This window comes from Thermoanaerobacterium sp. CMT5567-10, from assembly GCF_030534315.2.
Taxonomy (GTDB): Bacteria; Bacillota; Thermoanaerobacteria; order Thermoanaerobacterales; family Thermoanaerobacteraceae; genus Thermoanaerobacterium.
In genome coordinates, this window is record NZ_CP130558.2 from 338,771 (window position 1) to 362,838 (window position 24,068).

The 24,068-nt window shown below is 32.1% G+C and carries 22 protein-coding genes and 6 pseudogenes; 6 read left to right on the forward strand and 22 right to left on the reverse strand.

What is annotated here, in order from left to right:
• Positions 1-9 precede the first annotated feature (9 nt).
• The 12 genes from holA to Q2T46_RS01895 all read right to left on the reverse strand — a co-directional run bounded on the left by holA (position 10) and on the right by Q2T46_RS01895 (position 12,241).
• Positions 10-1,002 (reverse strand): DNA polymerase III subunit delta, encoded by a 993-nt coding sequence (holA, locus tag Q2T46_RS01840; RefSeq protein WP_303264510.1) that lies wholly within the window; start codon positions 1,000-1,002, stop codon positions 10-12.
• The gene (locus Q2T46_RS01845; protein WP_311062297.1) at positions 1,002-3,275 is read right to left on the reverse strand and encodes a DNA internalization-related competence protein ComEC/Rec2; all 2,274 of its coding nucleotides are present in this window, start codon (positions 3,273-3,275) and stop codon (positions 1,002-1,004) included. Before Q2T46_RS01845 ends, holA begins: the two co-directional genes overlap by 1 nt.
• A gap of 5 nt (positions 3,276-3,280) precedes the next feature.
• Positions 3,281-4,003 carry an MBL fold metallo-hydrolase gene (locus Q2T46_RS01850; RefSeq protein ID WP_311062298.1) on the reverse strand — a complete coding sequence of 241 codons (723 nt, stop codon included), beginning with the start codon at positions 4,001-4,003 and terminating at the stop codon, positions 3,281-3,283.
• A gap of 12 nt (positions 4,004-4,015) precedes the next feature.
• Positions 4,016-4,732, reverse strand: a complete 717-nt coding sequence (locus Q2T46_RS01855) for an HAD family hydrolase (protein ID WP_303264507.1) — start codon at positions 4,730-4,732, stop codon at positions 4,016-4,018.
• A gap of 67 nt (positions 4,733-4,799) precedes the next feature.
• Positions 4,800-5,312, reverse strand: a complete 513-nt coding sequence (locus Q2T46_RS01860) for an ECF transporter S component (RefSeq protein WP_311062299.1) — start codon at positions 5,310-5,312, stop codon at positions 4,800-4,802.
• A 432-nt stretch (positions 5,313-5,744) separates the two neighbouring features.
• Positions 5,745-8,354 (reverse strand): calcium-transporting P-type ATPase, PMR1-type, encoded by a 2,610-nt coding sequence (locus Q2T46_RS01865; RefSeq protein ID WP_303264505.1) that lies wholly within the window; start codon positions 8,352-8,354, stop codon positions 5,745-5,747.
• Positions 8,355-8,520: 166 nt separating this feature from the next.
• Positions 8,521-8,712: an aspartyl-phosphate phosphatase Spo0E family protein gene (locus tag Q2T46_RS01870; RefSeq protein WP_311062300.1), complete on the reverse strand. Its 192-nt coding sequence runs from the start codon at positions 8,710-8,712 to the stop codon at positions 8,521-8,523.
• 81 nt (positions 8,713-8,793) lie between these two features.
• Positions 8,794-8,997: a hypothetical protein gene (locus Q2T46_RS01875; RefSeq protein ID WP_303264503.1), complete on the reverse strand. Its 204-nt coding sequence runs from the start codon at positions 8,995-8,997 to the stop codon at positions 8,794-8,796.
• A gap of 90 nt (positions 8,998-9,087) precedes the next feature.
• Positions 9,088-10,269 (reverse strand): DHHA1 domain-containing protein, encoded by a 1,182-nt coding sequence (locus Q2T46_RS01880; protein ID WP_303264502.1) that lies wholly within the window; start codon positions 10,267-10,269, stop codon positions 9,088-9,090.
• A gap of 64 nt (positions 10,270-10,333) precedes the next feature.
• Positions 10,334-11,206: a branched-chain-amino-acid transaminase gene (gene ilvE / locus Q2T46_RS01885; RefSeq protein WP_303264501.1), complete on the reverse strand. Its 873-nt coding sequence runs from the start codon at positions 11,204-11,206 to the stop codon at positions 10,334-10,336.
• 215 nt (positions 11,207-11,421) lie between these two features.
• Entirely contained in the window at positions 11,422-11,877 is a 456-nt protein-coding gene (tnpA, locus tag Q2T46_RS01890; RefSeq protein WP_303264274.1) for an IS200/IS605 family transposase, read from the reverse strand.
• Positions 11,878-12,070: 193 nt separating this feature from the next.
• Positions 12,071-12,241 carry a DUF362 domain-containing protein gene (locus tag Q2T46_RS01895; protein WP_303264500.1) on the reverse strand — a complete coding sequence of 57 codons (171 nt, stop codon included), beginning with the start codon at positions 12,239-12,241 and terminating at the stop codon, positions 12,071-12,073.
• A gap of 507 nt (positions 12,242-12,748) precedes the next feature.
• On the opposite strand from Q2T46_RS01895, the gene Q2T46_RS01900 reads away from it, so the two are divergent.
• From Q2T46_RS01900 to Q2T46_RS01920, 5 genes are all read left to right on the forward strand, one after another.
• Positions 12,749-13,564, forward strand: a complete 816-nt coding sequence (locus tag Q2T46_RS01900) for a sugar nucleotide-binding protein (RefSeq protein ID WP_303264499.1) — start codon at positions 12,749-12,751, stop codon at positions 13,562-13,564.
• A gap of 348 nt (positions 13,565-13,912) precedes the next feature.
• On the forward strand, positions 13,913-14,188 hold the full coding sequence (locus Q2T46_RS01905; RefSeq protein WP_303264498.1) for a helix-turn-helix domain-containing protein: 276 nt from the start codon (positions 13,913-13,915) through the stop codon (positions 14,186-14,188).
• A 108-nt stretch (positions 14,189-14,296) separates the two neighbouring features.
• Positions 14,297-14,692 (forward strand): hypothetical protein, encoded by a 396-nt coding sequence (locus Q2T46_RS01910; RefSeq protein WP_303264497.1) that lies wholly within the window; start codon positions 14,297-14,299, stop codon positions 14,690-14,692.
• A gap of 159 nt (positions 14,693-14,851) precedes the next feature.
• Entirely contained in the window at positions 14,852-15,148 is a 297-nt protein-coding gene (locus tag Q2T46_RS01915) for a hypothetical protein (protein ID WP_399388496.1), read from the forward strand.
• Between the two features lie 83 nt (positions 15,149-15,231).
• Entirely contained in the window at positions 15,232-15,579 is a 348-nt protein-coding gene (locus Q2T46_RS01920; RefSeq protein WP_303264496.1) for an ATP-binding protein, read from the forward strand.
• 82 nt (positions 15,580-15,661) lie between these two features.
• Here Q2T46_RS01920 and Q2T46_RS01925 read toward each other — a convergent pair whose 3' ends face one another.
• The 5 genes and pseudogenes from Q2T46_RS01925 to Q2T46_RS15460 form a co-directional block, all read right to left on the reverse strand.
• The gene (locus tag Q2T46_RS01925; protein WP_303265833.1) at positions 15,662-15,853 is read right to left on the reverse strand and encodes a hypothetical protein; all 192 of its coding nucleotides are present in this window, start codon (positions 15,851-15,853) and stop codon (positions 15,662-15,664) included.
• 156 nt (positions 15,854-16,009) lie between these two features.
• Positions 16,010-16,423 (reverse strand): Fe-S cluster assembly sulfur transfer protein SufU, encoded by a 414-nt coding sequence (sufU, locus tag Q2T46_RS01930; protein ID WP_303264495.1) that lies wholly within the window; start codon positions 16,421-16,423, stop codon positions 16,010-16,012.
• The gene (locus Q2T46_RS01935; protein WP_303264494.1) at positions 16,420-17,649 is read right to left on the reverse strand and encodes a cysteine desulfurase; all 1,230 of its coding nucleotides are present in this window, start codon (positions 17,647-17,649) and stop codon (positions 16,420-16,422) included. Before Q2T46_RS01935 ends, sufU begins: the two co-directional genes overlap by 4 nt.
• Before the next feature lie 346 nt (positions 17,650-17,995).
• On the reverse strand, positions 17,996-18,322 hold the full coding sequence (locus Q2T46_RS01940; RefSeq protein WP_303264493.1) for a DUF2250 domain-containing protein: 327 nt from the start codon (positions 18,320-18,322) through the stop codon (positions 17,996-17,998).
• An 87-nt stretch (positions 18,323-18,409) separates the two neighbouring features.
• Positions 18,410-18,899 (reverse strand): annotated as a pseudogene (locus Q2T46_RS15460) (hydrolase TatD); the annotation flags it as partial.
• Here Q2T46_RS15460 and Q2T46_RS15465 point away from each other — a divergent pair.
• A pseudogene (locus Q2T46_RS15465) lies at positions 18,900-19,636 on the forward strand (IS110 family transposase); the annotation flags it as partial.
• A gap of 411 nt (positions 19,637-20,047) precedes the next feature.
• On the opposite strand, the pseudogene Q2T46_RS15470 reads toward Q2T46_RS15465, so the two are convergent.
• The 5 genes and pseudogenes from Q2T46_RS15470 to Q2T46_RS01975 form a co-directional block, all read right to left on the reverse strand.
• Positions 20,048-20,724: pseudogene (locus Q2T46_RS15470) on the reverse strand (sulfite reductase subunit C); the annotation flags it as partial.
• A 224-nt stretch (positions 20,725-20,948) separates the two neighbouring features.
• Positions 20,949-21,327 (reverse strand): annotated as a pseudogene (locus tag Q2T46_RS01960) (IS30 family transposase); the annotation flags it as partial.
• A 535-nt stretch (positions 21,328-21,862) separates the two neighbouring features.
• A complete protein-coding gene (locus tag Q2T46_RS01965; RefSeq protein ID WP_303264492.1) occupies positions 21,863-22,054 on the reverse strand; it encodes a hypothetical protein in 192 nt (63 codons plus the stop codon).
• 277 nt (positions 22,055-22,331) lie between these two features.
• A pseudogene (locus Q2T46_RS01970) lies at positions 22,332-23,078 on the reverse strand (2-keto-3-deoxygluconate permease); the annotation flags it as partial.
• Positions 23,075-23,701: pseudogene (locus tag Q2T46_RS01975) on the reverse strand (NADP-dependent malic enzyme); the annotation flags it as partial. The pseudogenes Q2T46_RS01975 and Q2T46_RS01970, both read right to left, overlap by 4 nt.
• Positions 23,702-24,068 lie beyond the last annotated feature (367 nt).

Sequence of the window (24,068 nt, forward strand, 5' to 3'; positions counted from 1 at the left end):
TACGCTTTTTTAATTGCATAATTTTCTTATAAGCGATTCTAGAACGACATTGCCATCATAGCTTAATTTTAACTCTCTATCACATTTTAAACACAATTCATAAGCATCCATCAAATCATTTTCTTCAAATCTTTTTGATTGCTCAATAATATCATTGATTGAAAAGTATGGAATCCCAAGTCTTGACTGTAATTCCTTTCTGTTAAGATTTTGCTTCACAAAATATTTAGCTTTAAGTAAGATTCGGAATTGCCTTCCAATCATTGCTAAAATACCTATAGGATTTTCAGCATTGGCAATCATCTTATTTAGAACATATATAGCTGTGCTTTCTTGTTTTAAACCAATAGCATTTACCAATCTAAACACACTTTCACTTATATTCGAAGATATCAAAAATTTCACATCATCTAGAAGTATCTCTTTATCATTGCTGTATGACACAAACTTTTTTACTTCATTTAACAACCTGTACAAATCTACACCTATATTTTTGACAATGTATTCAGCCACAGGTTTCTTAATGACTTTGCCGTACTTTCTTACAAAAAACCCTACATAATTAACAGCTTCTTCATATTTCAAATGTTCAAAATTTACTATTGCACCTACTTTGCTTATTGTTTTAAATAATTTTTTCCTCATATCAATTTTATCGCCAAATATAAATGCAATGCAATTATTTGTATCACCATTTTCTATATGTTTTATAATGTTATTTACGGTACTATCATTTAACTTTTTAAAAAACTCATCATCCTTTATCAAAATAAGCCTATGATCAGACATAAACGGAAGCGTTTCAAGGCTGTCTATAACATTTTTGTCATCTACATTCTCTATAATGGACAAATTCATGATGTCCGTACCATCAGTTAGCAATTTGTTCTTTAACTTTTTAACCGCTTCATCTATTAGAAACCTCTCTTCACCGTAAAACACATAAGCAGGTAAAAATCTTTTATTAACAATTTCTAAAAATTCAGCATAATTCAAGTTCATCAGTCCCCGACCATTTTTTTAATATGAATATATGTACCATTTGTATCTACAATTACAGCGCCATCCTTGTCTGTTCTAAAAAGTTGTGATTTACTTTTTAAATATTTTACTACTTCACCATCTGGTTGTCCATAATTATTTTTTCCAACCATTATAACACTAATTTTAGGATTTACCTTATCAATAAAATTCCTTTGTGAAGACGTATTTGAGCCATGATGTGCAACTTTCAAAATATCTGACGATATATTATCATTTATCAATTCATTTTCAGCTTCTTTCTCTATATCGCCAGTAAATAAGATACTGACATTCTTATATACCATTTTAAAGACTAAGGCATTATTGTTTATTGGATTTTCATTAATAATATTAGAACTAGGACTCAAAACGTAATATCTTATTCCGTCAATAGTTATAGTATCACCTTTTGACAACTGAAAAATCGGTATCTTCTTCTTATTTGCTATATACACAAGTCTTTTGTAATTTTCATCTTCCTGTACTTGACGACCGATAAAAATCCTCTTTACATCTACATCATCTAAAATTGAAAGTATTCCTCCAATATGGTCCGAATCTGTGTGTGATATGAATATTGCATCTAATGATGTTGCATTCTCATACAGTAAATAAGGTAAAAGTATATCTTGGCCTACATCAAAAGAAGATCCATTGTATTCAGGCCTTCCACCACCATCTATCAATATATTTTCACCATCTGGAGTCCTTAAAAATGTACTATCGCCTTGTCCTACATCAAGAAAAGTTATTTCAAGATTTCTAGGTATTGATGAGCTAACAAGCAATATTGTCATTGATGTAACCAAAATTAGCGATGTGACTTTTAACTTATTTATTTTGCTTAAACTGCTTATCATTATCAACAAAACTGTATAATAAAATATTACCAAATAAAATGGCGGCACAGATACATTTATCGAAGCATGCGGAATTTCTGCAAAAATTTTTGTGAGAAATAATATTAATTCGACTATAGGCGTATTAATCATATTTAAAATAACAGCCAAAGGCGAAAATATAAGTCCAATTAAAGCAGATAAAAATCCTAAAATGATCGTTATACTCACAATTGGAACAATTATAACATTAGGCAGAAGAGAAATAATGGAAATGTTGTGAAACGAATATATTGTAATCGGTATTGTACCCAATTGCGCAGCAACAGTAACAGACACAACTTCTTTTAATTTTTCATTTTTTATTTTCAGTATATCCTTAACAGGCTTATACAAAAGCAATATAGACAATGTTGCTACAAATGATAACTGAAACCCTATATCAAAAAGCATCAATGGATTAAAAGAAAGTATAATCGCTGCAGCAAATGATACTGCATTGATTGGATTGTTATTCCTGCCTATTGATGATGCAATTAAAGCCATGGAAGCCATTATAACAGATCTTACTGCAGATGGTGGAGAACCTGTAATCAATGTATAAATAATCAGCAAAGGAATTATAATAGGAGCAGAGTATCTCCTTATATGAAATATATTTAAAACAAACATCATAAAAACAGTCAATAATCCAAAATTGAAACCCGATACTGCAATTATATGTGAAATACCTGTAATTCTAAAAGAATTGAGTATATCGTCTTCCACATTATATTCACCTAATATAACAGACGACACAAAATCAGCATCATTTTTTGGCATCGATGCGCTATAATTTTCAACTATCCGTTTCTTTATGTCCCTAAAAATTCTTTCGTTGATACTGTCTGCATTTTTTTTAATAATCTTTACTGAATATCCATTTACACTCATCAATGCAGTTATACCATTTTTCTTTAAATACAATTTATAGTCAAATCCACCTGGATTTCTTTTACCTTGTGGTAATTGTATTATACCACGTAATTCAACCAAATCTCCATCTTTCGGAAATACTCCTCCATACTGTGTTATTAAGATTTTTTCTTTATTTTTGGGCTTTAATACATACTTTGAAAACCCATCTTTGACCACTACATCTGATACAATCCCATTAAAAGAAACTAATTTGTTGTTAAGATTCTCGTACATGCCTTTGGAATGCAATGCGTTTGCACCAATAACCATACCAAAAATCGCGACTGCCAAAAGCAACAAAATTGTAGAATCTTTTCTTTCTAGATATGTGTAAATACTTAAAATTAAACTCACACAAAGCATGATAAATAAAAAAACAATATTTATCTCTAGATATTTGCTTATAATAATGCCAACAGATAAAAAAATAGCTACAAGTAAAAACGGCTTATCCATAATTATCATATGTAATATACATCAAAAGGTTTTGCTATATTTACATCATGTATCACTTCAGATGCTTCTTTAACATAGTCTTCTACAGCATGTTGTGGCCAAAGATGCGTAATAATAAGTTTTTTACATAAAGCCTTTTTCGAAATTTCCGCTGCCTGCCTTGTCGTAAGATGCGGTCCCTTCTCACCATTTAATAAATTGCCATCGCATAAAAATAAATCAGAATTTTCAGCAAAGGAAACAATGTCATCACAGTATACCGTATCACTGCTAAATACAAAAGTCCTTTGACCATCATTAAACTTAACGGCAAAAGTACTAACAGGATGCTCAACTTTTTTAAATGATATATTCAAATTCCCAATATTTAGCTTTAAATCCTCATCTATATTTTTAATTTTAAAAACCCCATTAAAATTTAACTCTTCCAAAACATTAACAGGCTCACTAGGGCAGAACACATTTATAGGCTCTTTTATATAACCTTTTCTCATCATAATGTCTACAGCATACCTTAATACAAGCATGTCTGACATATGGTCCGAATGTAGATGTGTAAGTATTATGTACTTTAAATCCTGCAAATCATGAAATCGCTGATATCTGCTTATAACACCACTGCCACAATCAATAAGTACATTTAAATCATTATCCTCCAGTAAATAGCCTGAACATGCACCATCGACTCCAGGATACGGTCCATGAAAACCAAGAATTGTAAGTTTCACACAAATCATCTCCTATCTAATAACAGGTAATCTCTTAATATACTCGTACATATCTCTGTAATTCCCTCGATCTATAGTTGAAATATCTTTTGATGACCTATTTATCATGAATTCATCTACTAGAAATGTCTTAAATCCGATGCTGGAAGACACTATATCTTCATCAACATCATTTCCTATCATGATACAATTCTGTGGATTTTTATTAAGTTTATAAACAATCTCTTTGTAATATTCAATATAAGGCTTGCAATAGTGCATTATCTCATAAGATGTTATAAAACTAAAATATGTATGGTCAAGACCGGCCCATCTCAATCTTTCTTTTATTGCTGTATCTGGGAAAATTGGGTTTGTAGCAAGTACAATATCATAGCCCTTTTTCTTCAGCAATTCTACCGACATCTTTACATACTCATTTTTACAAACATCTAATCCCAAATTTTTATAGTCATTTTCATAAAAATCATTAAAAATTTTCATCAATTTTTCCTTTGGATATTTTACTATTTTTAAAAATGAATCAAAAAATGCTTCTTCGTTTGTCTTCTCAGGATCTAAATTGTTTATCATATCCATGCTGGCAGTAAAAAGAGCTTTTTGAAAAAATAACGGCTCAAAATGAGCAGATATTTTTTTCGATATAGCTTTAAAATAATCCATGATCATTTTATCAGTATCTACAGGCAATAGAGTACCATCTAAATCAAACATCACTGTGTCTATCATTTATACCACCCCTGGGCCATCCTTATATAAAATAATACATTTTTGTAAAGAAAAAAGCAAGTTATCATTAACCTTGCTTTAAGTCTTTAAAATATTTTATTCTCGATAATGATTCAACAAGAATGGAGCCGATAATTACGCTGCCTATACCTTGAATAACATTTCCTGGTACATCAGCTAAAGCTGCTTTAAAACCATACATAACGGCGCCACCGATGTAATAGCCGACTACCATCCATATCGCTGCTAAAATAAAAGCTGCAATTCGGATAAAATATTTCGTACTCTTCCTCCTTAGTAAAAGTGCAACTATAAGTCCTTCTAGCCCTTTTATGACAAAAGTCCACGGCGCCCATACAGCATATCCAGACAAAAGATCAGCTAATGCCGAACCAACGCCGCCGGAAATGAATCCACCAAAAGGTCCTAATATTGAAGCTGATAAGAATATAAATGAATCTCCAATATTTATATATCCTTTTGTATAAGGTGTAGGAATCTGTATAACCATAGTACCTACAGTAATAAGTGCAGTCATTAAAGCTATATAGACGAGTCGTTTAAAGTCTTTTTCTCTCACATGCATACCTCCCATTTTTAATTAAAATTATTATACCATACAATTGTTATAATTCAATAAATACAATATACAAACAATCAATATTTTTGCTCATAATGAAAATGAAACTTTTGACATTTAGGATATTTTATACTATAATCATAAAGTACGGTTTCCGAATTATTTGGGAGGCTGATTAAATGGATACAGAAATAAAATCATTAGAATATCTGTTGCGTGAAATCAACCATAAGATGAATCTCGTAACTAAATTGGTTTTGATTGGTTAATACTGATATTAGCAACAGTAATAATACAAGTTATCTCTGCTATTTTATATCCACATATTGTAACGTAAAAACCACCTTATTAACTGATATGCTCATATAGTAGGCAGCAAAAACATAACTGCTTGCTGATATGTGGCATATCACATAAGGTGGTTTTAATATTTTATTTTGATTTGAAGAATAAAGCTTTTACTATCTCCATAATTATAATAGGCAAAAGCGATAATAAAATTATAATATCCCAATCGTATATGTTTATATTTTTTATGCCAAATATAGCATTAAGCGGAGTCAATATAACCACAAGTTGAAGAAATATTGAAACAGCTAAAGCCAATACCATATATTTATTTTTAAATAGGCCAATTTTAAATATTGACTTGTTGGATCTTACATTCAATGCTTGAGAAAGCTGCGAAAAAGTTAAAACAGCAAATGCCATCGTTCTTGCGTTAGTAATATTTTCTCTTAACCCAAATAAAAATGCTATAAATGACACTAATCCTATCATTATACCTTCAACAGGTATTCTAAGCATAAGTCCATCAGCAAAGATGTTTTCATTTTTTGGCCTTGGTTTTTTGGTCATGATGTCTTTATCAGCTGGCTCAACACCTAACGCTAACGCTGGTAGACTATCTGTCACAAGATTTACCCATAAGATATGAATTGGTTTAAGCGGCATTGGCATACCTGCTAATGTAGCAATTAAAAGAACAAGTATTTCGCCTATATTGCATGATAAAAGGTAATGAATAGACTTTTTTATATTTTCATATATAGTCCTACCTTCTTCTATCGCAGCAACTATTGTCGCAAAATTATCGTCAGTTAATACCATATCTGCGGAATCTTTTGCTACATCAGTACCTGTTATTCCCATTGCAGCACCTATGTCTGCCTGTTTTAATGCTGGTGCATCATTTACACCATCACCAGTCATGGCTACAACTGCATTATTCCTCTGCCACGCTTTAACAATCCTCATCTTATGTTCTGGTGAAACTCTGGCATATACAGATATATCTTTTACTTTTTTATACAACTCATCATCAGTCATCGCTTCTAATTCTCGGCCTGTTACAGCCATATCACCCTTATTTAAAATCCCCAATTCTTTTGCAATAGCCGTAGCTGTAATTTTGTGGTCACCTGTTATCATAACAGGCTTAATTCCTGCCATCTTGCAGATATCAACAGATTTTTTGACTTCTTCTCTAGGTGGATCTATCATACCTAGCAACCCAATAAATATCAAATCCTTCTCCACATCATCACTGCTTAGCTTTTCTGGAATATTATCAGTATTTTTATAAGATATTGCCAAAACCCTTAATGCATTATTTCCCATCTTCTCATTTTCTAGTTTGATTTCTGATTTATCATCATCAGTCAAATTTTCTATCTTCCCATCTTTTAATATGTATTTACACCTTTCTATAACACTGTCAAAGGCGCCTTTTGTTATGACTTTGTAATTATTGTCATGGGCTTTATGAATCGTCGTCATCATCTTTCTGTCGGAATCAAAAGGGATTTCTGCTACTCTAGGATATTTATTTTCCAAATCCGATTTTTTATAAAGATTCTTTTCAAAAACAGATACTATCGCAACTTCTGTCGGATCTCCAAAACTTTTACCTTTATCATCTATAAACGCATCAGTACAAAGAGTTGAACATTCTAGTAAAAAATCAGCTTTATTGTCATATTGATCATCTAAATCTAACTCTTTAAAATCAGTATAAACCTTGACAACAGTCATTTTATTTTGTGTCAAAGTACCTGTTTTATCAGAGCATATGACATTGGCACTTCCTAATGTCTCTACTGCAGGAAGTTTTCTTATTATAGCGTTTCTCTTAATCATCTTTTGAACGCCTAAAGCTAAAGTAATTGTCACTATGGCAGGCAATCCTTCAGGAATAGCAGCAACAGCAAGACTTACTGATGTCATGAACATATCAAATACAGGCCTTTTTTCCATTACTCCTATTATAAATATAATCGCACATATAATAAGAGCTCCTGTACCAAGATATTTACCTAACTGCTCTAATTTAATCTGAAGTGGTGTCTTTACTTTATCATCATTGTCCAACATTTTTGCAATTTTACCCATCTCAGTATCCATGCCGGTCTCTGTTACTACAAATAGTCCTCTACCATAGGTTACAATTGTTCCCATATAAACCATATTAATTCTATCGCCGACATTCAAATTTTTATCTGACAATTTACCTGCTATTTTTTCTGATGCAATTGATTCACCCGTGAGAGCAGATTCATCAACTTTCAAATTTGCAGATTCTATAATTCTGCCATCTGCCGGAACAAAATTTCCAGCTTCTAAAAATACTATATCACCAGGAACAAGATACCGTGATTCTATCTCTATAACTTTTCCATCTCTTAATACTCGCGATACCGGTGCAGACAATTTTTTAAGAGATTCAAGAGATTTTTCGGCATTATTTTCTTGTATCATTCCTAAGAAGGCATTTAACAAAATGATAAACAAAATTATTACTGCATCTGTAATCTCGCCTAGAAAAAACGAAACTATAGAAGCAATTATTAAAATAATTACCATATAATCTTTAAATTGATCCAATAACATTGAAAGGGCGGTTCTTTTCTTTTTTTCACTTAAATTGTTTGGACCGTATTTTTCTAGTCTCTTTTTGGCTTCTTCTGACGAAAGCCCTTTCTTTACATCTGTCTTCAAATTGCTTGAAACTTCATCAATATCAAGAATCCAATTTTCCTTCATCGTATTCCTCCTAATTTTTGTATAATATAAATAAAGACCTTTATTTTGTATTATTCCCCAAAATAAAGGTCTCACTCGCAAATTTGCTTAACCAGCCGGGTGTTTTCACCGTATTGACGACTGATTAACGAAGAGTTACTCCCCTTTAGATATAATTATAACATATTTATTGCACAATATCACCATTTGATAAATGTTTTTTGGCTTTAGTCGTCACATATAATACGATTAAATCATCCAGTTTTCGACTCAAATCAAGCACTATATCATATTTTACTTCTTCCTGCTTTATTAAGTCATCAAGTTCATCTCGTAAATTGCTTATCTGTTCTTCTAATATAGATATTTTATTGTACATCATTAGTTCCCCTTTTCTAAAAATCGCATATACAATTTTATCATTAGGAACCAAAAAATTCAATAGGATAAAGCAGAAATTTTATCTAATTTTTTCCACTAATTTTGACAATTTTTTATATATATCTACTATATTTCTCCCGTATTCAATCTCCCAATCTTCACATCCTTCTCTAATTGTCAATATTTCTCCATTTAAGATGTTTCCCAATATGTCATCATTTGAAATTTTTTGCTTTATTTTTTCTATCAAAATTTCCGCTGATGACGATTCTCTTTTTCCCATTTTGATTCAACTCCTATAGAATATTCTAATTATTGTTATATATTCTATAAATGTTATTATTTTCCTGCATAATAGTTAAAATTTTTTTCATTAATTTGATATGATATCAATAGCTTTTTCTAATGCTTTATCTATATTTTCTACTTTTCCACATCCTTGACATATTTTTTGATTCCCGCCACCATTTCCATCTATTATATCTAATACTGAATTAAAAAACGAATTTATATTTATATTAACATCCTCAGATCTCGATATAACTATATTAGCGCTTTTTGAAATACTACATAAAATACAAACAATCCCTTTTTCTTTTGTGACAATTTGAGATAAAGTCCTTAATTCTTTTAAATCTCTATCATTAAAAGTCTTTGTCACCAATTTGTATTTTTTTAAATCAACTGATTCACTAATTAATTTTTCTGCCTCATATAAAAGTATATTTTCTTTCATCATGTTTAATTCCTTTTTTAATTCCTTATTCTCCAAAACTAATTTATTCACTTTCCCTAAAATTTCATCTTCTTTTACAGATAATAATGATATTAACGTATTAATACAATTATTCTTGACATTATAATCTTTAATGGCTCTGAGACCGCATAAAAATTCTATTCTAATACCTTTTTTTGATTTCTCATAATTTCTAATTTTTATTAATCCTATTTCACCTAAACTTTTTACATGTGTACCTCCACAAGGTGAATAGTCTATATCTTTAATCTCTACAATCCTAATATTTTCATTAACCTTTGGTTTCTTTCTTAAAGGCAATTTAGCTAACTCTTTATTGTCTACAAAATATGTCGAAATTGGCAAATTTGAATATATTATCTTATTTGCTTCCTCTTCAGCTTCTGCAAGTTCACTTTCACTAAGATTGTTGTTCGTCAATGTTATATGAGAACAATCATCTCCTATGCTAAAACTTTCCGTTTCTGCATTATATAATTTATAAAATACTGCTGATAAAAGATGTTGGCCGCTATGTTGCTGCATATTGTCAAATCTTTTTTCCCAATCTATTTCACAAAATACACTTTTATTTTTAGGAATTTCTTTTAACATATGAATGACTTTATTATTTTTTAAAATGACATTCTCAACTTTTATTTCATCTATAGTTCCAGTATCTGCAGGTTGTCCGCCGCTTTCAGGATAAAAATATGTTTCATCAAGAATTATTTCATAATGTCCATTTACAAAACTTGCATCAACAACATTAGCAGTAAAAGACCTTTTATAACTGTCATAATAGTACATTCTCTCCATTATAGCGTTTAACCTCCTGGCAACTTAAAACGCATGGTCAATCCATGCGTTTTCTTCGATTTCTTTAATATACTTTTGTTCCGTACAAAGTTCTTACTTTCTTGAATTCTTCAATGATTTTTTTCGTAATTTCTCCAGGTTTACCATTTCCAATTACTCTTTTATCAACTTCAGTTACCGGAATGGCTTCTGCAGCAGTACCAGTTAAGAAGCATTCATCCGCTGTATATACATTGAAAAGCGAAAAATACTTTTCTTCAAATGGTATTCCCAATTTTTTTGCTATGTCAATTACAGTGGCCCTTGTTATACCTCCAAGCGCTCCTGCAGCAGATGGCGGTGTATACAAAACACCATCCGATACTATAAATACATTATCTCCTGTACACTCTACAACATAACCATCTACATTCAATAAAAGCGCCTCAGGATAACCTGCTTTTACTGCTTCGATTTTTGCTAATATATTATTTAAATAATTCAAAGATTTTATTTGCGGATCTAAAGTCTGAATTGAATTTCGTCTGAACGTAGAAGTAATTATTTTTAATCCATTTTGATACATCTCTTCTGGATATAAAGAAATTTCATCCGCAATTATTACGACTGTCGGCTTAGAACATTTATAAGGATCCAGACCTAAATCGCCTTTTCCTCTTGATACAACAAGCCTTATGTATGCATCCTTTAAATTATTGCGCCTTACTGTCTCACAAATTTTCTCAGCCATTTCTTCTTTGCTTAAAGGGATATCCAGAAGAAGCGCTTTTGCCATATTGTAAAGCCTCTTTAGGTGATCATCAAGTTTAAAAATAACACCATCATATGTCCTGATTCCTTCAAAAACACCATCACCATAAAGAAAACCATGGTCAAAAACAGAAATGGCTGCTTTTTCACTATCTACAAACTCGCCATTAAGATATACTATAGGCATAATGACTCCTCCTAATTTCTCTAAATATTTTATTGTAGATTATACCACTTTAAAATTTTAAAGTCAATCATAACCACCCGTAAAACGGGTGGTTTGCTCTGAGGCTATAAGCCTCTATTACTAGCCAGCGTCTAAAGGCGCTGGCTTTCACTTTGTTCAAGCCACCATGCATTTGTCACTTTTGCTCGTCCCTAAAGGGACAAATGTACTACGGGCTACCCCTTAAAGGGGTCCTCATATTCTTTTACACTTAATTTGTCCAACATAATATCTCGCTTTTCTTGTTCCTGAATGTATTTCTTTATTGTTGCCTCATTTAGTCCTACAGTGCTTACATAATATCCTTCCGCCCAAAAATGTCTATTGCCAAATTTATACTTTAGATTTGCATGCCTGTCAAATATCATCAATGCACTCTTCCCTTTTAAGTATCCCATAAAACTAGATACACTAATTTTTGGTGGTATACTCACTAACATGTGTACATGATCCGGCATTAGATGTCCTTCTATTATTTCCACTCCTTTGTATTTACATAGTTCTTTTAATATATCCCTTATACTTTCTTTGTATTGATTATATATTATTTTTCGTCTATACTTAGGAGTGAACACAATGTGGTATTTGCACATCCATTTTGTGCGTGCCATTTCATCTCGTTTATTAGCCATTAAATCACCTTTCCTTTTGTTATATATAGTAGCTTGAACAACTCTATTATAACGGAAAGGTGATTTTTTGTATAACTTCTGTCGCGCACCCGCATAGCGGGTGGTTTTTTGTTTCGCTCGCTTTGCGAGCTCAACAGGCTAAAGCCCATAAAAAATTTAAACAAAAAGTCCCTTTAGGGACTTTTTGTTTATTTTATTCAGCTTTTACAGCTCCTGTTGGGCATACTGATTCACATGCGCCACAATCAATGCATGTATCAGCATCTACCTCATATTTGCCAGTACCTTCGTGAATAGCTTCTACAGGGCATTCTGCAGCACAAGCACCACAGCTAATGCATTCATCTGTTATAATATGTGCCATAATTGTTTCCCCCCTTTTTATGTATACAGTATATACTTCAAAGCATATTATATAGCATTTATGACTATATGTAAACACTACGTTATAATTTGTTTGTGTCAAGTTCGGATTTTCCAACCAATAGCGGCAAACCATGCTATGCGTGGCGCAAATAAATTAAGCAATCCAATAAGTGCCAAAACTATCGCAAAAATAGCCAAAACACTATCTCCCTTCTCCGACTTAAATATAGAAATTAATAAACTTTACAAATATATCAATAGTTTTGAGTTTATTATAGCATTAAAGAGCACAAAAGTATACGTTTTAGCTTTCCTATAAATTTATTATAATGTATTTTAGGGCATAGAACAAGACATTGGAAGAACTTAAAAAATTATTAATTGGGTTACTTTTTTATTGTTTTTTTGTATAATATTATTAAAAGATTAAGGAAGGATTGATTAAAAAAAACAAACTGTACATATCTTCTGCTTTTTAGTTTTGGGCTAAGGAGGTATAATTATTATGCACAATATTTTAATACTAGGTGGAAGTGGACTTGTAGGAACAGCAATAATAAATGAGATGAATAAATATGATAAATTTCAGGTTTATTCAACGTACTTTCAAAATCCTGTACCATTGAATCAAGATAGAAGTTTTAAACTCAACATAGAAGATCCGGATAACATAAGTATTCTATTGAATACTCTAAAGCCCCATGGCATAGTTTCATGTTTAAGAGGAGATTTTAATAAGCAATTGATTCTACATATAAAAGTTGCTGAATATCTAATGGAAAATGGTGGCACTTTATACTTTTTCTCTACTACAAATGTCTTTGATAATGACTTAAGTAAACCTCATTATGAAGATGATTTGCCAAATTCTCATAGTGATTATGGGCAATATAAGATAGCTTGTGAAAAAAGAATGACAGAAATATTACATGATAATGTTTGTATATTAAGACTTCCTCAAGTTTGGGGAAAAAGTTCTCCAAGAATGAACGAACTATTAAACTCGCTTCATAATAACAAAGATATTGTTGTTTATCCCAAACTTTTTCATAATACAAATACTGATGTGATGATAGCAAAACAATTATGCTACATAATAAATAATAATTTAAAGGGAATCTTTCATTTGGCACCAGAAAATATAATCAATTATAAGGATTTTTATTATGAATTAATAAGAAGATTGGGTTTTAAAAATGCAAAAATTAAAAACAACTTTGATGAAGAAGGATACTTTGCACTTTTATCAAAAAGAAACAATGAATTTCCTAAACAATTAAGGTTTACCAATAAATCGGTAATTAATTATTTGATTAATTGATACTTAATAACAAAAATTTCGAAAAGGACAGGCGTTATACCTATCCTGATACTACTTTTTTAGCTCTGTTCCTGCTTTAAACACAGGTTCGTTTGTCGCTAGAATCGTTATTTCTTCGCCTATCTGTAAATATCTTTTCTCCCTGTTAATTACATTTTCAGGATCCTATCAATTTTTATTTAAATAATTTTTGCAATTGTCTACATTAGCATTTTCCAAATACAATAAGGATAATTTTGTATAAACTTTTTTTGTTTATGTTACACTAAAAGTACCCCAGTATTTCAGTTGAAAAATCCCCCACTTTAAGATAAAATTTCTCTCATGAAATAAGAGCATGAGGGAGCGGTGAAGTTGATTTCTTTGAAAGACAAACAGGAAATAATATTATCATATATTAGAGATGGTAAATCTCAGAGACAGATATCTAGAGAAACTGGTATCGATAGAAAAGTTATTAGAAAATATATTAAAAAATATGAAGAAAAGAGAAGGGACTTGATAAATGAAGGAAAAATAGATGGAAATACAGATATTCAAGAGATTATTGATAATATAGTTGAAAGGTCTAAGTACAATATTGAAAACAGACATAAAAGAAAATTGATATATATAATGCTTTAAGAGAAGAAGGCTATGACATCGGTTATACATCCATTTGTCAAGCAATAAATTGAAATATTAAATGACCAAAAAGAAGCATATATAAAGGCAGAATATCAACTTGGGAATATGCGTAAATTCAACTGGGGAGAAGTTAAATTATTTATTAAAGGCAAGCTAAAAATATTTCAAATGGCTGTATTTACAAGCGCCAAAGGTAATTACAGGTTTGCAAAACTTTTTCCAAAGCAAGATACTTCATGCTTTCAAGAAGCACATGCAGCTTTTTTTGAAGATATAAAAGGTGTTTATCATACTGTAGTATATGACAACGCAAAAGTTATGGTCAAAAAATTTGTAGGAAGGAGTGAAAAAGAACCAACAGAAGGGCTTTTAAAACTATCAATATATTACTGCTTTAAATTTAGATTTTGCAATACATATAGAGGTAATGAAAAAAGACACGTTGAAAGAAGTGTAGAATTTGTAAGAAGAAAGGCATTTTCTAATAAAGACTGCTTTTAAAGACAGCTTTGACTCAATGGAAGAAACTAATAACTGCCGAATTGCCACCATTTGATGCAGCAAGATGTGAAGACTTGCGCACAGATAAATATTCAACAATAGTTATAGATTCATTATTCTGTCCCTGATGCTTATGTCGGCAAAATCATATTTACAAAAATATATTCGCATAAAGTGCTTTGCTATTACGACAATACAAAAATTGCCGAACATGAGCGAATATACGGACTTAATGAATGGTCAATAAAAATAGAGCATTACTTGAACACGCTAAAGAAAAAACCTGGGGCACTGCCGTCAAGTGCAGCACTTAATCAGGCAGACCTAAGGTTGCAACAAATATATTATACCTATTATACCACCAAAGAGAAAGAATTTATAGAGCTCTTACAATATATCGGTATAGTAGGTATTCAAAAGATGCTTGATGCTATCGAAAAGTTAAGAAAAATATAGATTCATCGGAAGAAATGCTTAAAAAGTTCGGCAGCTTAATACCTGAAGAGGCTGAAAATTTCAAAGAGAAGGCTGTCATTTAAGTGAATAAAAAGGAAATATCAAAAGAAATAGAACAATTTGCAACAAGCTTAAGACTACCAGGAATAAAGAAATACTTTCAAGAAGATGCAAAAGATGCTGCAACAAGAAGTATAAGTTATGAAGAATATTTATATGGATTACTTCAAAAAGAATATGACCTAAAACAGGAACATGCAAAAGAAAATCGTATAAGGTTGCTAATTTTCCTTCTAGGTTATATCTCTTTTGACAAAGAGGGATCTGAGCTTTTATTTACAAACTTATCATTTGAAAGGTGGGCTGAAATATTTCAAGATCCAGTAATGACAGCAGCGATGGTAGATAAACTAACGCATAAAGCCTTTTAGTAAATATGAATGGAAATTCATATAGACTTAAAGAAACGGAGGAATGGATAAAGAGTCAGAATATTGCTTGATTTTTTATACACTAAAACATCATTTCAGGTTCTTTTGTTGGACGACCATAATACTCACAGTAACTTTCTTTTAACATTTTATTTACAAAACTGAAATCAATATTTTCTTTAATTTTCCTAAGAATATTATCCTTGTGTATTATTATATCATACAAACTTCTATATTCTGATATCTTTATTTGTGCATTTTCAAAATTCAACATGTTAAAACTCCTATAAAATTAGTATTTTCAATATTTTTACTATATCATAAAAGAAAGAAGAAGTCATGTATTTACTTTTTTAAACATGGCTTCTTCTACTTTTTACATTTCTTAGGAGCACTTTTTCAGTGCCCTCTTTTTTAGCCTTTCTCTTTTTTATAAAATTCCCTGGAGCGCTTTCCACGCAAGTAAAGCACATTTTACGCGGGCAGGAAAGTCAGATACCCCCTGTAATACTTGGGCATCACCTAATTCATCAAGGTTTACGTCTTTTTTGTGTATCATGTCTATGAATCCTTGCACAAGCCTTGAAGCTTCTTTTTTGTCTTTTCCTTTTATTAAATCTATCATCATAGAGGTTGATGCTTGGCTTATGGCGCACCCGTGACCTGTGAAAGAAGCATCTTCTATAATGTCACCGTTCATTTTTAAATAAAGAGTAATATCGTCGCCGCAAAGAGGATTGTAGCCTCTTTCTTTGTGAGTAGCATCTTTAAGTTCTTTTTCATGGGGAGAGTTTTCGTAATGTTCCATTATAACCTCAGAATAAAGCTGATTTAAATCGCTCATTTAAACCACTTCCTGACTTTTTTCAATCCTTCAACAAGTGCGTTAATTTCGTCAAAGTCGTTATAGAGATAAAAGCTTGCTCTTACAGTTGCCGGCACCCCAAGGTATCTCATTAAGGGCAGACAACAGTGGTGCCCACTTCTTACAGCAATTCCCTCTTCGTCTAATATTGTAGCAACGTCGTGAGGATGGACACCTTCTACATTGAAGGAAATTATTCCTCCTCTTTCCTTCACATCTTTGGGGCCATACAATTTTACAAAGTCTAATTCTTTCATTTTCTGAAGGCCATACTCCAAAAGCTCGCCTTCGTGATTATGAATATTGGAAAGCCCAATTTTTTCTATATAATCTATTGCAGAAACAAGCACACAAGCCCCTTTTACATTGGGAGTACCTGCTTCAAATTTAAGAGGTGGTGGAGCAAAAGTTGCACGGTCTTCAAAAACTTCGTCTATCATCTCTCCACCTCTTAAAAAAGGAGGCACATCAGAAAGCAAGTCCTCTTTTATATAAAGTACACCAATTCCCATAGGTCCGAGCATCTTGTGGCCAGAAAAAGCAAAAAAATCACAGGATATTCTTTGTGCATCAATCGGCATATGAGGTACACTTTGTGATCCATCTATTAACACTTTTGCGCCGTATTTGTGGGCAATGTGTGTAATCTCCTCCACAGGATTTACTATGCCCAAAACATTTGACATATGCTGTACAGCAACCAACTTTACTTTGTCAGACATTTTTTCTTTAAAATCTTTCATAGAAAGCCTAAAATTCTCATCAAGATAGACATATTTGAGTCTCGCCTTTTTAGCTTCCGCTACCATTTGCCATGGAAGCATATTACTGTGGTGTTCGGCTATTGTCAGTATTATTTCGTCCCCTTCGTTTATATATTTCATCCCCCATGTATATGCTATAAAGTTTATTGATTCTGTAGTATTTCTCGTAAATATTATGGATTCTACTCTTTTTGCGTTAATAAATTTTTTTACTCTTTCTCTTGCCTCTTCATAAGCCTGTGTGGAAAGAGTGCTTAAATAGTGTGGGCTTCTGTATACATTGGCGTTTAATTCTTCATAATATTTATCCATAGCTTTTATGACTTCAATTGGCTTTTGAGTTGTGGCAGCATTGTCAAGGTAAATAAGCTTTTTACCATAAGGTTTAACATCTAATATAGGAAAGTCTTTTTTAATCTTTTCTACATCAACATATTTCACTTTAAAATCCTCCTTCCCATATGACACTTTTAGATTATTTATTGCAAAACCACGTTATTTTAAAGCCTTTTGAGGTTTCGCAATAACCTAGAGAAATTTTATCATGTTGTGTATCTTAGTCCACTTCTCTTGAGGGACCAACAAGCTTGAACAAACACAGTTTTTGTAACCTACATAAAGATATTAAACTTTGTAAAGTCCACATTTCCTTCACCGTGTCAATATCTCTGATACCAGATTTTGCAGGTGTTATTCCGCAACTGTGCTGAGATTGTTCACTGGTTGCTTAAGTCTATTCCAATACATCAAATTTTGAACTTTCTGATGTGAATCCTTAGAAGTCATTTTACCTGTTGGGGTATTCGATGTTAAAATTAAAATCAATTTTCTTCCTATCCTGCCTTAGAAAAAATTCTCCTTTCCTGGTGAGCTCATAATATGTGTGATTTCGATGCTTAACACTTTTTCGTCGTCGATGGTAATATTTAACTATTCTTCTTTCCACTCGCTTGATTAGTCCTCTCTCCTCCAAACTTTGAAGTCGCCTTCTGCTCTCTTCCAAGGATATACCCAGGCGTATCGCCAGAAGTTTTGCGTATTCTGGTCCAAGCTTTTTGAGATAGGTAAGAATTGTTAAATCAAGAAGTTCCTCTTGATTGTTGTTGACTGGCATACTCTCCACTCCTTTATTATGGATTAACCACTAAGTGGTTTGGTTTTTAAATACTATGTCTTGGTAATAAATCATATTGCTGAGCGTTTAAATACCAAAAACTTCCTCAGCATTGTATCTCGCAATTTGAGCAATAACTTCCAGTAAAGCCCCATTCAATTCTAGGTACTGCACTGTCTTGGGTACGCTCAGCAGATCATTGGGTTTTAGATTGCTGTAATCGCTATTTAGTGCGCCTCGCTGGAAGCATTCCAGATGATTCATCAATATGTTGAGAAGTGAAACCCTCCTTGCAAATGGTAAGCCCGGGAACAACCCCAAATTCTTCGATTAAGTCAATAATATCTAAATTAGCATGGTCTATAATCGTTTTTCCGGGTTTCATCCTCAAAGTAGCAACAATCTCAATTGTTTTTTTGGTAATTTCAACCTTGTTCTATAGCGGAGTATGAATGATTACTGAAACCCCATATTCCTTGGCAATCTTCAATTGCTCATGTAGAGCCTCCTGTTCCCGCTTGTTTCCCTCATGTAACCCGATCTCACCAAAGCCAATGACACCACTCATTTTAAGGTAGAAAAGAAATTTTCAACTTTTAACAAATCTATTCTCAAATTCAAACAGTGGCTAATTGATAACAACTGCTTTGATGTGTACATGAAATCTACCAGTAAATATTAGGTGCCTGCTATAACCTTTTGGAAGATACCATCCTTATCACTATTGCCAACCCCAAATGGGTGAATAAGGATGATAAAAAAGATTCCAAATGGGATTGACGACCTTTTTTACCTTGGTTTAGTACCAAGAACTGCCTCTTTCTATCATAAACTACCTCATTTCCTCTAATTTTTTTGATCATGATCTCTGTTTATCAATTCTTCAAAAGTCTTTGAAGAAAAAGCAAATATCGTTGTTGAATCTATCGAAGAATATCAGATGAATAAATCTGCTGGTAAGAAGAAATATGTTCAAATAACACGTGCTGGTGTTTACCTCTAACCTGCATTAGTACAAGTTGCCCATGCAGCCGTGAAATCGAACCGTTCATCTTACTACAGAATTAAGTATGAACACATCTTAAAACAAAGAGGAAAGAAGAGAACCAAAATAGCTATTGCAAGGATGATACTCACCGCCATATACCATAAGTTTGTTACTGGTGAAGAGTTCAATCCAAATAATCTGTTAAAATTGATATACCACAAGAAATGCTTGAAAAACAGGAAGATAAAGCTCTTAAACAGGCAATAAAACTTTTAGTTAACCAAGGTTTAATAAAAGCTTCTGACATTCCTGTGGCTACTCAATAAGGTTTAATTTTTTGCTACATAAAAGCCTTAGTTAAGTACATCTTTTTTTACTTTAATTCAATTATTTTTCACGCTACTCTCCTCCTTAAAAAATTTGGTAATCAGGAAGAATATTCCTTCTTTCATCATCGCATGTATCAACAACCTTATCCAATGATCAAAATATAAGCCACAGCCCTGGCTCTGTCTGTTAAAAGATACTCCTATATTGCTGCTTGATAAAGCCGCTTCTGTTTTTAGATTCAGTCTCAGAAAAACAACTACAAAAGTGCTGAAGGTGCTAATAAAGGGCATACTACTATTATAGTAGCCTATAGACTTTAGATTATTCAGAAGATGGATATTATATTTATGTTATATCTAATTGCGTATAGATAGTATGGCGTATGTTCCCCTTTTTCTCCTTTAACATTAATGTTGGGTTATAGATTTTAAATTAAAGTTAAATCTGTATTTGGTTTCTGCCCACAAAACTCTTTGAGCTACCATAGCTTCTAGGTTCAGTTTGATATCTTCTAATATCATTTCTTTAAATTTGTTATATCCCGCTCTGTCAATAAGGTGTTCGCCGTGGAGGTATTCAGGTTTGTTATTCATAACATAAGCGGAAAATGCTTTCCAGTTTTTAAGTACACCTAAAACCACATCTTCTTATAACCCAGCTTAAAAAGATTTTCCCCATACGAGGTATTTGTTGCTTTCCTGTTCTGTCGCCAATCAATACTCTGTAGAATTTTTTAGGGTTCCTGCTCCAAGCACCGATAGGACACACTAATAAGACACATTTGCTACAGCCGACGCAGCAACAGGTGTCTTTGATAATTTTGCCTTTTTATACAGATAAAACACGCGTTGCATGATGAACACACGCTTTCACACACTTTTTACACCCTATATATCACCATAATCGTATTCCGTCTTTGTAATGCCAATTATACCGATATCATTAACGTGAGCTTTAGCACAGTCGTTAAGGTACCCTGATATATTTAATTTTATGTGATAATCGCTGAGAAATATAATCCTTTCTATTTTCTGGCCAGGTTGGTTGTATCAATGTTAACATATATGTAATGACGTTTTGTCACTAACGTCCATTTCTGGTATTACTTATAATCCCTTCGTCAAATAATTAACTTTAACATAAGTATAGCACCTGTAAAAATCCTAGTCAAATAACAAATGGTTATAACAATAATAATAACTTCTTATATACTTATATTACCAGTTTTTATATATCTTCATGAATCCGTGAAAATAAAATAAATATTTTGATGTACTAAATAAGGTCTAAAACATAATATTATAAAGATCGGTTTTCAACTTCCTTTGGTCTAACATCGATATTCTTGCCTACAATACGTTTATTTTTACGAATATGTTTCTTCTTTGGTTTTAAAACGTAGTTTTAAAGGTAAATCAATATTTCTAACAGCTAATAATCCTCTATCGATATAATTGTATAAAGTTTTAGTACAGACCATGGATTTATCATTCCAGTTAAGATCTTTCTTACAATGACCAACGACTGCATCTGGTGACCATTTTTCATGTAATATTTTCGTTTCAGCATATTTCAAGAAAGCTTCTACTTTAGCTATTTTAAATTTAGCTACACAATTTGAACGATTTTTTTCATATATATCCTGACCAGTTTCAGGGAAATAACTTGTATAAGATGATAAATCACTGTAGATGATAGGTAAAGCCTTGAAGTTATCTCTGCATTTTCCACCATCCCAACCCGTACGTGAAACTTTCACCTCATACGGCTTTCTAACGATTTGTCGCCCTAACGGAGTCAGGCTTTAACGTCATCGTTATCACCTGCTTGTAATAATTCTCTGAATTTGTTGATTTTATTTTTCTGCTTATCTGTATAGTCATTAGAAATTTTGCTTTCATATACTACATGGTGGCATTTCCTGCGTAGTTATCATAAATTTGCAACCTTGACTCTATTATTCATAAGGATACAATTCCTTATGGTTAGTTACCTATTATTTCAAGGACTTTCAAAGTTGCAATTGAGAATTACTACAAGAACTAACCGTCTGGTGTCCTTCGTTCAGCATCATTTATATTATGATACATCATCACTACTATGACACCTCCGACTCCCTGCATGCTTCATCATGTCGCCACATTCCACATGCAGGTTCTCCTGCATTCCGACTCATCTATCCTTGTTTGTGACATTTAGGAGGGTATTATACTCCGGGAAGTTCACACCAATGTTTGAGTTATAGTTATGCATTGGCTATTGCAGGTTATTTCAAGCCTGTACATGCACGATGAAAAGCAAACATCATACATGGCTTCCATAGTTTCCATATTTCTATGGCCAGATATAGAAACAAATACCACTGTGGCAACCAATAATATGATCTTTGTTTGTAGTTTCATTACTTTTTTCAAATGCATCCCCTCAATTTTAATATATGTAAATTTAACATAAATTCGCGTGAAGCTAGAACAAAAAGCTACAAATTATTTTAATAATACTAGAATTAATGCATCGTATTTTTTAAGTAATTTTAGGGTAAATAATAAAATCCTCTTATTTTCTGATAGTATAGTATAATGCCTCATCTGTCAAGACAAATGAGGCATTATACTTTTAACTACATAAAAATTAAACTTTTACATTTACTTTATTAACAAAATTTCTATTACATCCAACTTTTATAGTTTTTTATGATGTAATAACTTTACTATTTAACTTTTTCATTTTATTATCTCTAAGTTTAAATGCATAAGAAACAACAAATGGACAAATCATGGCAGATATTACACACGCCGCTGCTACTTGGGCAGTAGCACTTGCCGCCACTGCGGTAAATGTCGAATCTAATGATGCAACAACAGCTGGTGTAGCTACTGCATTTCCTGCAGTTGACCCTGTTCCTAAGCCAACTAATGGTTCTTCTTTAAATAATTTGAGAAGAATATAAGGGCCTATTCCTGTAAATACCGCTATTACACCCAATAATATACCAGGTCCTCCAGCTTTTATAATAGTCCTAAGATCCATTCCTGCTCCTAATGGGAATGAGAAAAACGGAATTAATAGTAATTTACTGCTTCCAAGGAAAGATTTCATATCAGGATCAATATTTCCTAAAATCAACCCTATCAATATTGGAATTATAACTGCAGCAAGTGACTTAATAGGAATTTGTGCAAGTCCTGATGCGCCTAATGCAACTAATGTAAAAAATGGGCCATCTTTTAAAGAGAATAAAGCATAAGCACCAACATCAGTTTCATCTCCGTACTCTGAAGCAAGTGATGCATATAATCCACCGTTTGAATTTGTTAATGCTGAAATAACAGCCAATGGTGATAAACCTAATATTCCAACTGTTCCAAAAACTTTTCCAACAAATATACCAATACCAGCACCTAAAATGAACTTTCCAGCTATTAATATTGCACCTTTACTCCTGAAGCAAGTAATAATTTAGCTATAGCAGTTCCTGCAGCTCCTGCGCCATTTACGACAACCTTTATATCTTCTATCTTTTTATTAACAACCTTTAAAGCATTTATAATTCCTGCAAGAACTACTATTGCAGTTCCATGTTGGTCATCGTGAAATACAGGTATATCAAGTTCTTTTTTTAGTTTTTCTTCAACTTCAAAGCACCTTGGGGCTCCAATATCTTCTAGATTAATGCCACCAAAACCTGGAGCTATAAGTTTAACGGCTCTAACAATTTCATCAACATTTTGAGTATCTAAACATATAGGAAATGCATCTACATCCGCAAATTCCTTAAATAAAATAGACTTTCCTTCCATAACAGGTAATGCAGCTTTAGGGCCTATATTTCCTAGTCCTAACACTGCTGAACCATCTGTAACCACAGCTACCATATGTCCTTTTGAAGTATACTTGTATACATTTTCTTCGTTTTCATAAATTTTTCTGCAGGGCTCTGCAACTCCAGGGGTATAGACAAGACTTAAATCATCTCTTGTCTGTACCTTTACTTTTGATACTACATTTACTTTACCTACATTATTTTCATGAAGCTTTAAACTTTCTTCAAAATAATTCATCCAATTACCTCCTATTCATAGAAATTTCCAAGCTTCTTTACAAATAAAATAATAATATAAAATAGTGATTATTTAAATATTTTAAACTTTAAAAACAGATTATGGTCATAAAAAATATTTTGTTGATTTATTAACTATTATTTATTATTATTTTTATGCACAATCATAAATCAGGCAAATAATTATTTTATTAACTGTTATCTCACATCATCGTACGTACGTTTGGTGTGTGGTACGGTTCATTGAAACTTTAAGCATAATTAGATATCTTTGATAAACTCTTATATTCAATACTTTCAAAGTATTTATTTGTAAGAATCAACTATGGCAAGTAGAAGCTCACCTGATGTGTCAGCTAATATTTAGA

Bases quoted from the DNA above. Each gene is read 5' to 3' on its own strand.
- tnpA (WP_303264274.1), bottom strand. From the start codon at position 11,877: ATGGCTAATAAACGAGATGAAATGGCACGCACAAAATGGATGTGCAAA.
- Q2T46_RS01855 (WP_303264507.1), bottom strand. From the start codon at position 4,732: ATGATAGACACAGTGATGTTTGATTTAGATGGTACTCTATTGCCTGTA.
- Q2T46_RS01865 (WP_303264505.1), bottom strand. From the start codon at position 8,354: ATGAAGGAAAATTGGATTCTTGATATTGATGAAGTTTCAAGCAATTTG.
- Q2T46_RS01900 (WP_303264499.1), top strand. From the start codon at position 12,749: ATGCACAATATTTTAATACTAGGTGGAAGTGGACTTGTAGGAACAGCA.
- holA (WP_303264510.1), bottom strand. From the start codon at position 1,002: ATGAACTTGAATTATGCTGAATTTTTAGAAATTGTTAATAAAAGATTT.
- Q2T46_RS01845 (WP_311062297.1), bottom strand. From the start codon at position 3,275: ATGGATAAGCCGTTTTTACTTGTAGCTATTTTTTTATCTGTTGGCATT.
- Q2T46_RS01875 (WP_303264503.1), bottom strand. From the start codon at position 8,997: ATGGGAAAAAGAGAATCGTCATCAGCGGAAATTTTGATAGAAAAAATA.
- Q2T46_RS01940 (WP_303264493.1), bottom strand. From the start codon at position 18,322: ATGCCAGTCAACAACAATCAAGAGGAACTTCTTGATTTAACAATTCTT.
- Q2T46_RS01880 (WP_303264502.1), bottom strand. From the start codon at position 10,269: ATGGAGAGAATGTACTATTATGACAGTTATAAAAGGTCTTTTACTGCT.
- sufU (WP_303264495.1), bottom strand. From the start codon at position 16,423: ATGAGCGATTTAAATCAGCTTTATTCTGAGGTTATAATGGAACATTAC.
- ilvE (WP_303264501.1), bottom strand. From the start codon at position 11,206: ATGCCTATAGTATATCTTAATGGCGAGTTTGTAGATAGTGAAAAAGCA.
- Q2T46_RS01925 (WP_303265833.1), bottom strand. From the start codon at position 15,853: ATGTTGAATTTTGAAAATGCACAAATAAAGATATCAGAATATAGAAGT.
- Q2T46_RS01870 (WP_311062300.1), bottom strand. From the start codon at position 8,712: ATGTACAATAAAATATCTATATTAGAAGAACAGATAAGCAATTTACGA.
- Q2T46_RS01910 (WP_303264497.1), top strand. From the start codon at position 14,297: ATGCGTAAATTCAACTGGGGAGAAGTTAAATTATTTATTAAAGGCAAG.
- Q2T46_RS01895 (WP_303264500.1), bottom strand. From the start codon at position 12,241: ATGGCACATATTATAACAGATGAATGCATTAGCTGTGGTGCTTGTGCT.